Annotated in this window: 14 protein-coding genes and 1 tRNA gene; 9 read left to right on the forward strand and 6 right to left on the reverse strand. The window is 60.6% G+C overall.

Annotated features, from left to right (window positions below; genetic code table 11):
• Window positions 1-21: 21 nt before the first annotated feature.
• Both GJA_RS21855 and dkgB read right to left on the reverse strand, forming a co-directional pair.
• Entirely contained in the window at window positions 22-1,215 is a 1,194-nt protein-coding gene (locus GJA_RS21855) for an FAD-dependent monooxygenase (protein WP_242404599.1), read from the reverse strand.
• A gap of 184 nt (window positions 1,216-1,399) precedes the next feature.
• Entirely contained in the window at window positions 1,400-2,209 is an 810-nt protein-coding gene (gene dkgB, locus GJA_RS21860; protein ID WP_038496559.1) for a 2,5-didehydrogluconate reductase DkgB, read from the reverse strand.
• 228 nt (window positions 2,210-2,437) lie between these two features.
• On the opposite strand from dkgB, the gene GJA_RS21865 reads away from it, so the two are divergent.
• A tRNA-Phe gene (locus GJA_RS21865) sits at window positions 2,438-2,513 on the forward strand.
• A 131-nt stretch (window positions 2,514-2,644) separates the two neighbouring features.
• On the opposite strand, the gene GJA_RS21870 is transcribed toward GJA_RS21865, so the two are convergent.
• Window positions 2,645-3,367, reverse strand: a complete 723-nt coding sequence (locus GJA_RS21870) for a hypothetical protein (protein ID WP_038496562.1) — start codon at window positions 3,365-3,367, stop codon at window positions 2,645-2,647.
• 110 nt (window positions 3,368-3,477) lie between these two features.
• Between GJA_RS21870 and GJA_RS21875 the strand changes: the two genes are divergently transcribed.
• Window positions 3,478-3,930, forward strand: a complete 453-nt coding sequence (locus GJA_RS21875; RefSeq protein ID WP_038496565.1) for a winged helix-turn-helix transcriptional regulator — start codon at window positions 3,478-3,480, stop codon at window positions 3,928-3,930.
• A gap of 62 nt (window positions 3,931-3,992) precedes the next feature.
• On the opposite strand, the gene tatB is transcribed toward GJA_RS21875, so the two are convergent.
• Window positions 3,993-4,595 (reverse strand): Sec-independent protein translocase protein TatB, encoded by a 603-nt coding sequence (gene tatB / locus GJA_RS26345; protein ID WP_051781235.1) that lies wholly within the window; start codon window positions 4,593-4,595, stop codon window positions 3,993-3,995.
• 46 nt (window positions 4,596-4,641) lie between these two features.
• Window positions 4,642-4,887, reverse strand: coding sequence for a Sec-independent protein translocase subunit TatA (gene tatA / locus GJA_RS21885; protein ID WP_038496568.1), 246 nt, complete (start codon window positions 4,885-4,887; stop codon window positions 4,642-4,644).
• A gap of 296 nt (window positions 4,888-5,183) precedes the next feature.
• Here tatA and GJA_RS21890 point away from each other — a divergent pair, with 296 nt between their 5' ends.
• Both GJA_RS21890 and GJA_RS21895 read left to right on the forward strand, forming a co-directional pair.
• Window positions 5,184-6,440 (forward strand): cupin domain-containing protein, encoded by a 1,257-nt coding sequence (locus GJA_RS21890; protein ID WP_038496571.1) that lies wholly within the window; start codon window positions 5,184-5,186, stop codon window positions 6,438-6,440.
• A 97-nt stretch (window positions 6,441-6,537) separates the two neighbouring features.
• Window positions 6,538-7,842, forward strand: coding sequence for an Nramp family divalent metal transporter (locus GJA_RS21895; RefSeq protein ID WP_038496574.1), 1,305 nt, complete (start codon window positions 6,538-6,540; stop codon window positions 7,840-7,842).
• Here GJA_RS21895 and GJA_RS21900 read toward each other — a convergent pair.
• Window positions 7,810-8,862 carry a LysR substrate-binding domain-containing protein gene (locus GJA_RS21900; RefSeq protein ID WP_081905527.1) on the reverse strand — a complete coding sequence of 351 codons (1,053 nt, stop codon included), beginning with the start codon at window positions 8,860-8,862 and terminating at the stop codon, window positions 7,810-7,812. The two genes, GJA_RS21895 and GJA_RS21900, sit on opposite strands and share 33 nt — an antisense overlap.
• Window positions 8,863-9,221: 359 nt before the next feature.
• On the opposite strand from GJA_RS21900, the gene GJA_RS21905 reads away from it, so the two are divergent.
• From GJA_RS21905 to GJA_RS21925, 5 genes are all read left to right on the forward strand, one after another.
• Window positions 9,222-9,689 (forward strand): MarR family winged helix-turn-helix transcriptional regulator, encoded by a 468-nt coding sequence (locus tag GJA_RS21905; RefSeq protein ID WP_038496579.1) that lies wholly within the window; start codon window positions 9,222-9,224, stop codon window positions 9,687-9,689.
• 96 nt (window positions 9,690-9,785) lie between these two features.
• The gene (locus GJA_RS21910) at window positions 9,786-10,280 is read left to right on the forward strand and encodes a YybH family protein (protein ID WP_051781237.1); all 495 of its coding nucleotides are present in this window, start codon (window positions 9,786-9,788) and stop codon (window positions 10,278-10,280) included.
• Window positions 10,281-10,305: 25 nt separating this feature from the next.
• On the forward strand, window positions 10,306-11,238 hold the full coding sequence (locus GJA_RS21915; RefSeq protein WP_197539807.1) for an MBL fold metallo-hydrolase: 933 nt from the start codon (window positions 10,306-10,308) through the stop codon (window positions 11,236-11,238).
• A gap of 495 nt (window positions 11,239-11,733) precedes the next feature.
• Window positions 11,734-12,114 (forward strand): P-II family nitrogen regulator, encoded by a 381-nt coding sequence (locus tag GJA_RS21920; RefSeq protein WP_038496582.1) that lies wholly within the window; start codon window positions 11,734-11,736, stop codon window positions 12,112-12,114.
• A gap of 35 nt (window positions 12,115-12,149) precedes the next feature.
• Window positions 12,150-13,625, forward strand: coding sequence for an ammonium transporter (locus tag GJA_RS21925; RefSeq protein WP_051781480.1), 1,476 nt, complete (start codon window positions 12,150-12,152; stop codon window positions 13,623-13,625).
• Window positions 13,626-13,701: the final 76 nt, after the last annotated feature.

Raw genomic sequence — 13,701 nt, forward strand, 5'->3', positions numbered from 1 at the left:
TATTGGCATGCGGGATCGGGCTCAGGCCAGTTTCCCCAGGGCGTGGGAAATCAGGCGGCGCTTCAATACAGGTAATTTATCCAGCAAGTTTAATCCCAAATTGCGGACCACGCGCAGCGGCTCCAGATCGGCGCCGAACAGGCGCGCCAGACCGTCGGTGGCGATCTGCATCAGCAGCACGTCTTCCTTCCGCGCACGGGCGTAGCGGGCCAGCACGCGCGTGTCGCCGATGCCCCGATGGGATTCGCGCCGGGTGACGGTCTGGATCAGTTGCGCGACGTCGGCAAAGCCGAGGTTCATGCCGTGGCCAGCCAGCGGATGCACCACGTGCGCCGCATCGCCGACCAATGCCACGCGCGGGCCGACCAGCGCATGGGGACGCATCAGGGAGAGGGGAAAAGCGCGCACCAGTTCCGGCAGCAACGGCGTCAGCGCGCCCAGCGTATCGCCGCAAAACACGGCCAGCCGGTGCGCCAGCTGCTGCGCCGATTCGCGCAGCAAGGTCTCGGCCAGCACCTCCGGCGCCGACCAGACCAGCGACACTTGATTGTCCGGCAGCGGCAGCAAGGCGATGACGCCTTCGGCGCCGGCAAACCATTGATGTGCCGCGCCATGGTGCGGCTTTTCGCAGCTGAAGTTGGCGACCACGCCGCGCTGGCCATACGAGCGGTAATCGTAGCCGATGTCGCACTGGCCGCGCACCCACGATTGCGCGCCGTCGGCGCCGACCACCAGCGACGCCGTCACCGCATCGCCGCTATCCAGGTGGACCGTGGCCTGTTCATCACCGTTTTCAAGGCGCTGCGCCCGGCCTTGCACCAGGTTGACGTTTTGCGCGAACTTCAGCGCGGCGTCCAATGCCTGGTTCAGGTTGCGGTCTTCGACGATCCAGGCCAGCGTGCCGACATGGGCGCCATACGCGTCGAAACCGAGGCCGCCGGCTTGCGCGCCGTCGCCATGGACCAGCATCGCATCGACCGGCTGCAGACGGGCCGCGTCGAGCGCGCCCCATACCTTCAGCGACGACAGCAGATTGTGCGCGGTGTGATTCAGCGCGAACACCCGCACATCCCAGCCCGGGACGGCGGGCGCCGGCGATGGCGGCGAGGCGGGACTGAGCAAGGTGACGCTCTGGCCAGCCTGGGCGAACGCCAGCGCGGTGGTTTTTGCGATGGCGCCGTTGCCAACGATGCAAACGTCGCTGTGACTATGCATGAAGCGCCGCATGGTTGGGGATGATGGACTGTTCATCCGACCATTATAGCGTTTGCGGGCAAAATGCTGCGGCAGCCGCCTTGCTTTCCTGGTAAGTTAGCGGGCCGGCAGCGCCGCATGAAAATCCGGCCAGACAAATGCGGCGACTTCCCGCATCGTCTTGCTCAACGTCTTGTGCATGGCATTAATCCCACACTGGCGCCAAGCCGTCCGGATTGACCAGGCGGTCATTCGCGTCCAGCGCCGCGATACGCGCCATTTCGTCGGCGCTCAAGACGATACGCGGCAGGTGGAAATTACTTTCCAGGTTAGCCCGCCTGGTCGACGACGGGATCGCCGCAAAACCTTGCTGCAGCGACCAGACCAGGGCGACTTGCGCCGGCGTCACTTGGTGCGCGGCCGCGATCCGCAGCATCACCGGATCGCTGATCACCTTGCCGTAGGCCAGCGGCATGTACGCGGTGACATGGATGCCCTGGCTGCGCACGAAATCGACCACCTTGCGGTTTTGCAGGAAAGGATGGATTTCCACTTGCTGGGTGGCGATTTGCGCCGCGCCGACGGTATCGATCGCCTGCTTCAATTGCGCATTAGTAAAGTTCGACACGCCGATCAGTTTGGTCAAGCCTTGCGCCTTGGCTTCGGCCAGCGCCGCCATGTATTCGGCGACCGGGATGGCGTCCTTCGGCGACGGCCAGTGGATCAGCGTCAAGTCCAGCTGTTCCAGGCGCAGCTTGTGCAGACTATCTTTCAGGCTGGGAATCAGCTTGTCGCGCTGCAAATTCTCGATCCATATCTTGGTCGTGACAAACAATTCGCTGCGGGCCACGCCGGATTCGGCGATGGCCTGGCCGACTTCAGCTTCATTGCCATAAATTTGTGCCGTGTCGATATGGCGGTAGCCGACCTCGATGCCGTTCCTGACCGAATCGATGACGACCTGGCCTTGCAGGCGGAAAGTGCCGAGGCCGATAGCAGGAATAGTGCTGCTCATGATGTAATCCTTTGGAGAAGAGGAATGACAAGGGTTCATGCCTGCCGACGCCGCTCTGTACGCGGTGCGGCAAGCCCATGAACAACACTATGCGCCGATAATTTGTTGAAAAAAATACTCGTGCGATCAAATAATATTTGAGTGAGGAGCAAGAATTTAGCCGCTGAACAGGAAAATTCCTACCCTGCCCTTGCAATTCGATTTTGGTCTGCTATAATTCGCCACCTTGGCCTGGTAGCTCAGTCGGTAGAGCAGAGGATTGAAAATCCTTGTGTCGGTGGTTCGATTCCGCCCCGGGCCACCAAGAACAGTGTCAAACAGAACGCCAACCGATGCCGGTTGGCGTTTTCGCTTCTGAAATCAGAAGTTCTCATACGGGTCTCTTTCCGATTTTTCGTTCCCCGTGTTCAGTCAGCGACCGGTTCGAAACGCAGCTCAGCCCACATCGACCTCGTGGACGTGGATGGATACCAGTACTCGCTCCAGAATCGGTTTGTTATCGGCGCCAATCGAATACACACGCCGGTTGGTAGGAAACACCATACCGCCGAACGACTTATGCTCGTCCGAATAATGGGCGCTAGTCGTACCGCTACCAATGATGTCGACACGGTAGTCGTTACGCCGCAGCAAACCTTTTGAATCGTAGTAAAACACTTGCTCACTGCAGTGCGCATGGATCTCAGCCGGGAAGGTAACTTTAAGGCGGCGCCAGATTTCTCCATTCTCATCCCAAGGTTCAATCTCTTGCGCGTGGAAACCTGGGTAAGCAAACAGGTAGGGGGCCGTGAGATATCCCCACATCGCATAGCCGCTGAAATAGGCCAGGTGCAGCGCGTCCCAGGGAGTCTGAATACTGTGGCCTTCAAACGCCTGGCGGGGTGAACCGCGCTGTTCGATAATATTTCCGTCCGTTGCCACGATGGCGACGCGATCCGGCTCCACCAGAATGTGCTGGCCCAGGTTACCAAAAGGTGAAAATTCGATGTGCTGACGACGCGGATTGATGACAACGTTCGCATCAGTGAAGACGCCAGGCCAGCCTTTCAGGTGCCAGATGCCGCCGCCGATCGAAACATGTGCGTTCAGTTTAGTAACCTTTTGCCACCGCTCCCAGCCCCCATGAGCCTTGATGACTGTCTTTAGAAGATTGTCCATATGAAAATTCCTTTCAAATCGTATTGGTTTATCTTTGCAACCATTCGACAATTTAGAGCAAATGGTTTAAATTTGCAACTTCAAGATTCGATAGAGTTGGGAGATGCGCAATGAAGGGAAAGAGGATCGACCTCACGGAGGCGAACTGCGGCATTGCTCGCTCACTGCAGATCATTGGCGATTGGTGGTCGCTGTTGATACTGCGCGAGGCCTTTAGCGGCAAGGAGCGCTTTAGCGAGTTTCAGAAAAGCCTAGGGCTGGCGAAGAACATCCTTTCGTCCCGGCTGAAGAAGCTCGTCGACGCAGGCATTTTCGCAACGGTGCAGGATGCCGGCATGTCCACGCGCAGCCGCTATGTCATGACAAGCAAGGGCGAAGAGCTCTATATTGTCTTAATTGCCTTGTGGCAGTGGGGCGAACGGAACTGTTTTGAAGCGGATGAATTGCAGTATGCAATGGTGGACCGCGACCAACAGCTTCCGCTTACCCAGCTGGAATTGCATGCGCAGGATGGCCGCCCCCTGGGGCCACGCGACTTTCGCACGGTGACCAAGGGTTGTTAAACCTCAGGCCGGCTTTGCGGCTTGGCTTTTGTGCGTGTGGCATAGCGTCCATTCCAGCAAGTTCATGCCAGCTTGCCGCCACCACGTCCCAGCGACTTACTGGCCGCCATCGACACCACCCGGCTGCGCTTGGCAACCGCGCCCCGCCCGCTTGACACCGCTCCGCGCCACCTGGCCCGCGCTTGCTGGCCAGTAAAGGGCACCGGCGCAAGCGCATGCCGGCGCGGCGCCTGCATCGGCACATCCGCATATTCCGCGCCATACTCCGGCACAGGCAGCGCCGCCGGCCGCACCTTGAACAGTTCCGCCTGCAAATCGATGCCAGCCTCATGGGCAGACGACAGGTAATTGTCCGGCAATGCCTCTTTCACGCTGTCGAGCGCCGCATCGACGCCGGCCTGCAATTGCCCCGCATGCTGGCGCACGGTGCGGTCAACCATGTTTTGCACATTGGCCACTTCCTGTTCGATATCGCCCTTCATCTTGCGCAATTCGTCGAGCTTGATTTGCTCGGCGACTTCCGCCTGCACGCTATGGAGGTAGCGCTGCGCGCGCCCCAGCAGCGTGCCCAGGGTACGCGCGACACGGGGCAGCCGCTCGGGACCGAGCACCACCAGCGCCACCGTGCCGATGACGGCCATTTTGGAAATGTCGAAGTCAAACATGACTCCCCTCCCTTCAAATTATTGCGGTATCAATCCTGTGCAGGCGTCACTGTTTCGGCGCGGCGTGGACATCCTGCGCATCGATCAGCGCGGCAGCCGGCTTCACATTGGCGCCATTGGCAATATTTGCGGCGCTATCGGCTGGCGCCGGGTCGGTTTCGCGCATGCCATCCTTGAAACCCTTGATCGCTCCGCCAAGGTCGGCGCCAAAGCTGCTGATCTTCTTGGTGCCGAAAACCAGCGCGACGATTACCAGGACTATCACCCAGTGCATAGTGCTAAAGCTACCCATGGTCCATCTCCTTTTCATGTATCAGAATAATTAACTTGGCAATAAGTTGCTCGAAGTTATGCGCTGATCTTAACGACATTGGCAGGCGCCGTGTATCAGAGCTTCTTATGGTTTCCCCAAAGAAATACTGAATATGCGTTTGGGCCGCCCGGCCCTACGATTCACGGACTGGAGCGGCTGGCGATATCCACGGTATCCCACGGTACCGGCCACGCCGGCTCCTGCTCATACCTGCGTCATCCAGGGTTCACCCTGACCAGCGGGGATTTTCGTAAGACCATTTAGGAGAAGCAACCATGACTGACATGAAACGTCGCAGCGTCCTCGCCGGCGCGGCCGCCGGAGCCGCCGCACTCGGTGCAACGGTGGCTGCCAAGGCGGCCGAATTCGGCAACCCGGACCGTCCGCCGCAAGGCGCGATCAATTCGACCCCGATCGCCAATGCCGAACCCGGCCCGCAAAACCCGCAACTGCGAGACGTCCTGCCATCGTTCAACAATCCGCCGCCAACCGACGTCGGCGGCATGCCGATTCCATGGGCCTCGTTCAACCTGGCGCACAAGCGTATCCAGGATGGCGGCTGGGCGCGCGAAGTGACCACCAAGGCGTTCCCGGTATCGAAGGATATCGCCGGCGTCAACATGCGTCTCGGACCTGGCGGCGTGCGCGAATTGCACTGGCATCAGCAAGCCGAATGGGCCATGATGGTCAGCGGCGAAGTGCGCATCACCACCATCGACAGCAAGGGCCGCGCCGAAGTCTCCGACGTGCAAGCCGGCGACATCTGGTACTTCCCGCCAGGCTTGCCGCACTCGCTGCAAGGCCTGGGGCCGAATGGCGGCGAATTCATCCTGGCGTTCGACAATGGCGCGGCCGGCGAATTCAATACGCTGATGGTGTCCGACTGGATGGCCCATACGCCACCGGAAATCCTGGCGCAAAACTTCGGCGTCCCGGCCGACAAGTTCAAGAACATCCCGCTCGATCAATTGTGGATTTACCAGGGCGCCAAGGCCGGCCCGCTGGCGGCCGAGCAAGCCTATGTCGCGTCGAAGGACGGCCGTCCGGACCATCCATTCATCTTCCGCATGGGTTCGATGACGCCGACGCTGGCCCAGCCGGGCGGCGAAGTGCGCATCGTCGACAGCAACAACTTCCCGATTTCCAAAACCGTGGCGGCCGCGATGGTCACGCTGCGTCCGGGCGGCTTGCGCGAGATGCACTGGCATCCGGATGCGGATGAATGGCAGTACTTCATCCAGGGTACCGGCCGCATGACGGTGTTCAACAGCGGTCCGGCAGCGCAGACGGTCGACTTCAATCCGGGCGACGTCGGTTACGTCGAGAAGAACCTGGGCCACTACATCAAGAATACCGGCACCACCGACCTGGTGTTCCTGGAACTGTTCAAGTCGGACCACTTCTCCGAAGTGACGCTGTCGCAGTGGCTGGCCAACACGCCGCGCCAACTGGTGCGCGAGCACCTGCGCGTCGACGACGCCACGCTCGATGTGATCCATAAATTGAAAAACCGCCGCGATGTAATCGCGTAAGCGAAGCAGCACGCATGGCGCGCCGTGTGCAACCGTGCACGCGGCGCACTATCCAGTTTCAATCAATACCATCCAGCAGTCTGAAGGGACCCCTTCCATGTTCGCAGCCATCAAACGCGGCGCCAGCTACGCGCTGTCCGAGGACGCCACCACCGACACCGTCGCGGCGATGCGCGACGCGCTCGACAACCAGCGCGGCAGCGTCCGCTCATTGCTGTCGTTCGCCGGTCCGGCGGTGGTGGCCTCGGTCGCTTACATGGACCCCGGCAATTTCGCCACCAATATCCAGGCCGGTTCGACCTATGGTTACGAACTGCTGTGGGTGGTGCTGCTATCGAGCCTGGTGGCCATGCTGTTCCAGGCGATGTCGGCAAAACTCGGCATCGTGACCGGCCGCAACCTGGCGGAAATCTGCCGCGACGAGTTTCCCCGTCCGCTGGTGATACTCATGTGGATCGGTTCCGAAATCGCCGCCATCGCGACCGACCTGGCCGAATTCATGGGCGGCGCGATCGGCATTTCGCTGTTGTTCGACCTGGCGATCGGCTGGGGCTTGCTGATCACCGGCATCATCACCTTCGGCATCCTGTCGCTCGATAAAAAAGGCTTTCGCCCGCTCGAAATCGTGATCGCGGCGCTGGTCGCCGTGATCGGCCTGAGCTACCTGGCCGAGCTGCTGATTGCGCCGCCGGACTGGCACGCCGCCATTTTTCATACCTTCGTGCCGCATTTGCATGGCAACGATGCGCTGATGCTGGCCGTCAGCATCGTCGGCGCCACCATCATGCCGCACTCGATTTACCTGCATTCGGGCCTGACCCAACACCGCGCAATGGCGCGCAACAACCAGCAGCGCCGCAAGCTGGTGCGGTTTTCGAACCGTGAAGTGGTGATCGCGCTGGGACTGGCGGGGCTGGTCAATATGGCGATGGTGGCCATGTCCGCCTCGGTGTTCAGCAAGACGGCGCCGGGCATCGCCGACATCGCCACCGCGTATCACACGCTGGCGCCCGCGCTGGGCGCCGGAGCGGCCGCCGTGTTTCTCATTTCGCTGCTGGCGTCGGGCATTTCCAGCTCGGTGGTCGGCACCATGGCCGGCCAAAATATCATGCAGGGCTTTGTCGGCTTCAAGATACCCGTGCTGGTGCGCCGCCTGATCACGATGGTGCCGGCGGTGCTGGTGTGCATGATGACCAACCCGATGAAGGCGATGGTCGACAGCCAGATCATCCTCAGCATCATCTTGCCGATGCCGCTGATCGCGCTGGTGGTGCTGTCGTCGCGCCGCTCGGTGATGGGCCGTTTCACCGCATGCCGCAAACTGACCGGCGCGGCGGTGATCGCCACCGCCGCGATTGTCGCGCTGAATTTAGCGCTTATCTGGCAGGCTCTGGCCGCGTAACGGCGCCGGCGGGCGCAGCGCGAGGTCGTAAGGGACGTCGCCGGCGCCGATCATGCCGCCTCCCAGGTCGTCGTCGTCATGCAGCGGCCGGTCCCTGCAAATACCTTCGATACCCGTGAAATGCGCCAGCCAGGCACCGGCCTCGGTCAACAGGAATTGCTGGAAATCGCGCGCCGCCGGCGGCAACGGACGGTCTGCGCGATGCACCACATTCCAATGCCGCTTCAACGGAAAACCCTGCACGTCGAGCACCTTCAGCAGGCCGGCGCGCACTTCGGACTGCACCTCTTGCGCGGCCAGCAGGCTGATGCCCATGCCGGCAATCACCGATTGCTTGATCGCCTCGGCGCAGCCCAGCTCCATGAAACGGGGCGACGCTTCCTGGCTGCGGAACGTTTCGTCGGCGACGCCGCGGGTGTCGGTACCGCCCTCGCGCACGATCAGGCATTCGGACGCAATCCGCGCATACGCAATATTGTGTTCGAGGGCCAGCGGATGCGAGGCGGAAGCAACCAGTACGAAGGGATTGGCGCCGAACGGCCGTGCGGCGATGTTGGGGAATTCCGGCGGGTGCACCATCACGGCGAGATCGATCTGCTCGTCGCGCAGCATGGTCAGCAACTGATCGCGGCTGCGCACCTTCATGTCGAGATCGATGGTGGTCTTGCCTTGCATGAAAGAATGTATCAGGTGCGGAAAAAAATGGCTGCCCGAAGTAATCAGTCCCACCCGCAGGCGCTGGATGCCGCCAGCCATCAGGTCGGCCAGTGATTGTTCTGCGGCGTTCAGATCGGCAAGAATCACACGACAGTGACGCAGGATCAGGCTGCCGCCCTCGGTCAGCGTTATCCGCTTGCCGTGATGCTGGAACAGCGGCAAGCCGGCCTGCCCTTCCATCTGCTTGATCTGCATCGATACCGCTGGCTGGGTCAGGTGCAGATCCTCAGCCGCGCGGGAAAAACTCAGGTTGCGCGCCACACTTTCGAAAATCTTAATTTGGCGAATTGTTATATGTTTCATATGAAGCAGTGTCTCCCTTGACGAACCCAACAACGTCGACGAAAAGTTGGGGACTCACCAGCATGGCGTTCCTATCGTCTGCTGAATCGAACTGTCCGGCCCCACTTGATCATATACGCGTTTAACAAACCACTTTGCACTCCAGCTCCCATCATCTTATTATTCCCTTAATATTTCCTTAGGGAATCAATATATTCCCTAGCAATATGGTTTATGTGTGGTGCGATGTGGTTTTTAGTTCTTCGAACCTATCCCCACACTTGAGATACCAGGCTGATGCCGGACTGATGAAAAAGTTCTTGAATATAGTCTTATATGAGACTATATTGACAGCCATCGATCTGACTACCGCAAAAATAATGGCAACTCCAGCAGCTACCTTAGCTCCCGCTCATGATGAACAGCCTGGCCGCTGCAACAATACCGCGATCCGCAAGGCGGCGCGCCACCTGACCCGGTTTTACGATGCATGCCTGGCCAAGGTCGGACTGCGCGCGACCCAGTACGTGATCTTGAACTTGCTGGCCCAGCATGGCCCCGCCACGATGGCGGCGCTGGCGGCGCGCCTGACGATGGACCGGGCCACCATGGGACATAATTTGCGCCCGCTGGAACGCGACGGCTTGATCACGATCCGGGTCGGCCAGGCCGACCGGCGCGAGCGCGAAGTCGACTTGTCGGAGCTCGGAAGACAGCGCGAACTGGAAGGCCGCTCCGAGTGGAGCACCGCGCAAAAGCTGTTCGAGCAAGCGTTCGGCGTCGACGATGCGCTGGCGATGCGGCGTGTCATGAGCCGCATCGCGCGGATCGAGTTCCCTGCCGTGTAGAGACGAGACATTGGCTGAGTAAAACACGCGCCCCGGTCATGCCGGGGTAAAAAATAGCAAATACGGGCATATAAGCTCATATCAAAGGAAAACATCATGAAAACTTATTGTAAGAACCTCGCTATTGCCGCCGCTGCCATCGGCACGGTATTGGCCGCCACGCCAGCGATGGCCGCGGCGCAAGTCGACGCCAGGGACTTGCAGGAAATCCGCGCCCTGTTCCTGCGCCAGGCGGCCGGCGAACGCGCGCATGACATCGGCGTGCTCGACAGCGTACTGGCCCATGCGGCGCCGGGCCAGCCGGACCCGGTCAGCTTTGTCGCGCGCGCCTACCGCTTCTGGGGGCGCGATGCGGTGCTGGATCATTTCCGCGCGACCTACAAGGGTACCTGGGATTTCGAGGTCGAGCCCGATAGCATCCGCATCATCCCGCTGGGCCCGGATACCGCACAGATTTACGCCCCCGTTCGCATTACGCTGGGCGCCGCCGGCCAGCCGCCAAAAACGGCGCCGTACCTGATCAATGAATTTGCCATCCGCACCAGCGAAGGCTGGCGCATTTCCGCCATCATTCCAGTGCCGGCGCAGTGAGTTTCCATTTTAAACAAGGTGAGATATGAAGCGTCGTGAAATGATGAAGTTGGCATCGCTGGCCATGGTTCCGCTGTTGCCGGGACTGGCCCGCGCGGCCGTGGACAGCCAGCCGTCAATGTTGCAATACAAGGTGATGACCGTAAAACGGCCCGGGCTGAACCGTGATGTGCCGCCGGGCAAGGAGTCGCTGAACTGGGTCGCCAATTCGTCGACGCTGATTTATGGCCGGCGCGACGCGGTGCTGGTCGATACCTTCCTGACGATTGAACAGAGCCATGGCCTGGCGGATGCGATTATTGCCAGCGGCAAGACGCTGAAAACCATCTACATTACCCACGCCCATGGCGATCACTTCTTTGGCTTGAAAATCCTGCAAGACCGCTTCCCCGACGTCCAGGCGCTGGCGACGCCGGTGGTGGCCGAGAAAATGACGTCGCAAATCACGCCCGATAAATTGAACAGCCGCTGGCGCAAGCTGTTCCCAAACCAGATTCCCGACATCATTTCCACCGCCGACGCGATGCAAGGCGATCATTTCGAGCTGGAAGGCAATCCACTGATACCGATCAGCGTCGGCCATACCGACACCGACGATTCCACTTGCCTGCATGTGCCGTCGATCGGCCTGCTGCTGGCCGGCGACGCCGTGTATAACGGCATCCACCCGTTCCTGAACGAATCGAACCGGCAAACCCGGCTCGAATGGATCGCCGCGCTGGACCGGATCGATGCGCTGAAACCGCGCGCGGTGGTGGCGGGGCACAAGATTCCCGAGAACGACGACAATCCGGAAATCGTCGCAGAAACCCGGCAATACCTGCGCGACTTCATCCGCCTGAACGACAGCACCGGCACCGCCCGTGCACTGTACGACCAGATGCTGGCGCTGTATCCGGAGCGCGCCAATCCTGGCTCGCTGTGGAGCGCCGCCAATACCGCCAAGTCGCAAGCCTAAAACCCGCAGCCACGGCATGGGCGCCGTCCAGCGCACCCATGCCGCCCCCCGCCCCTATACAGGTGCAGACCGGCACCGCCATCCCCTTCTCCGCACACGCCGGCCAAACACCGTCATGGCCCACGCAGGGTCATTCGACAGAGCTTTATTGCATCATTAAGGATAAGGAAATCGAATAAAACAGAGGTTTTTTTCGCTCCCGGCATCTCGTCAAAACGAGCTGTTTTCTTCAGTTTTTTTGTGCAAAATTTGGTGGTAGAGTGGCGCCGGAATCATGCATGGCAATGCACATCCATAACCCCGATCGATTCCATCCCTTGCGAAGCCGCATGACAAGCCGCTTCCGCACACCCGGTGTCCGCACGATCCCTGTTTTTCTTGAACCTTTGATGGTTCGGACAGTATCAACGGACAGAACAACACACTGACACAATTAAATTCAACCGCACCCGGAATGCGTCCGATGACAACAATCAGCGACAACGGAAAGCGAACATGAAACTGGTATCGGCAACCATCAGACCCGGTGCACTGGACGATGTTTATCGGACGCTGCTGCGCATCGGTATCGATGACATGAACGCAACCATGATCAAGACCGCCGGCTGCCAGCCGGCAAAGGCTGAACGATACGGTGACGACGCCTATCTGGTGGGCGACACCGATGCCGTCAGGCTGGACATCGAAGTCAGCGGCTGGCAAGTGCGGCAAGTGATCGACGCCATTGCCGTTGCGGCAGGTGCAAGCCAGTGTGTGGTGCATGACTTGATGCGCAGCGCCGGCATCGACATCGACATCGACATCAACGGCGGCACTGATGCAATCCTGCCTCCCATTCAATCCATGATAGAAGAAAGCACCTTGAGTATATGTTAAGTAAATTTTTCTCCGCTTGCGGCTTGCTGATTCTGATGAATCTGATGTCGCCGGCAAGCGCCGCGGATACTGCCGCCCCGCCGGCCAGCGCCAGCGTCACCGCGGCGGCGGCGGCGACACCGCTGGTCACGCCGGCCGCGCCCGTTGCGGACACAGTCAGCGTTGCCCAACCATCCGCGCCCACGCCAAACAAGGGCGACACCGCCTGGATGATGGTCGCCACGATACTGGTGATCTTGATGACCATCCCCGGTCTGGCGCTGTTCTACGGCGGCCTGGTGCGCTCCAAAAACATGCTGTCGGTGCTGATGCAGGTATTCATGATTTTCGCCCTGATCGTGGTGCTGTGGTGCTTGTATGGTTATTCGCTGGCTTTCACCGAGGGCAATGCGTTTTACGGCACGTTCGACCGCGCCTTCCTGAACGGCATCTGGGATCCGGCCAAGGCCACCTTCTCGACCGCCGCTACTTTCAGCAAGGGCGTGGTGCTGCCTGAATTCGTCTATGCCGCGTTCCAGGCCACCTTTGCGGCCATCACTTGCGGCCTGATCGTCGGCGCCTTCGCCGAGCGCGCCCGCTTCGGCGCCGTGCTGGCTTTCGTGGTGCTGTGGTTCACCTTCGCCTACCTGCCGGTGGCGCACATGGTCTGGTTCTGGACCGGCCCCGACGCCATCAAGGATGCGACCAGCGCCGCGATCGAAGGCGCCAAGGCCGGCTGGCTGTTCCAGAAAGGCGCGCTCGATTTCGCCGGCGGCACCGTGGTGCATATCAACGCCGCGGTGGCCGGCCTGGTCGGCGCCGTGATGATCGGCAAACGCATCGGCTACGGCCGCGAAGCCATGGCGCCGCATTCGCTGACCATGACCATGGTCGGCGCGTCGCTGCTGTGGGTCGGCTGGTTCGGCTTCAACGCCGGCTCGGCGCTGGAAGCGGGCGACATCGCCGCGCTGGCTTTCATCAATACCCTGCTGGCGACCGCCGCCGCAGTGATCTCGTGGGTCACGGTCGAATGGGGCAGCAAAGGCAAGGCGTCGATGCTCGGCGGCGCGTCCGGCGCCGTCGCCGGACTGGTGGCGATCACCCCGGCCTGCGGCTTTGTCGGTCCGATGGGCGCACTGGCCATCGGCTTGCTCGCTGGCGTGGTATGCCTGTGGGGCGTGAATGGCTTGAAACGCCTGATCGGCGCCGACGATACGCTGGACGTGTTCGGCGTGCATGGCGTGGGCGGCATCCTGGGCGCCTTGCTGACCGGCGTATTCGCGTCGCCGGCCCTGGGCGGCCAGGGCGTGTTCGATTACGTCACGAACAAAATCTCGGTCGATCCGTATTCGATTCCCCATCAAGTATGGGTGCAGGCCCAGGCCGTCGGCACCACCGTGCTGTGGTCCGGCATCGTCTCGCTGATCGCCTACAAGCTGGTCGACCTGGTCATCGGCTTGCGCGTGCCGCAGGAAGAGGAACGCGAAGGACTGGATATCGCCAGCCATGGCGAGTCGGCCTACCACCCGTAACAAATCGGCCATCAGAAATCAGCAACAGCAACGCAACATCATTCCGGCGCATTGCGTGCGCCCCATCTTGAAGGAG

This window comes from Janthinobacterium agaricidamnosum NBRC 102515 = DSM 9628 (assembly GCF_000723165.1).
Lineage (GTDB): Bacteria > Pseudomonadota > Gammaproteobacteria > Burkholderiales > Burkholderiaceae_D > Janthinobacterium > Janthinobacterium agaricidamnosum.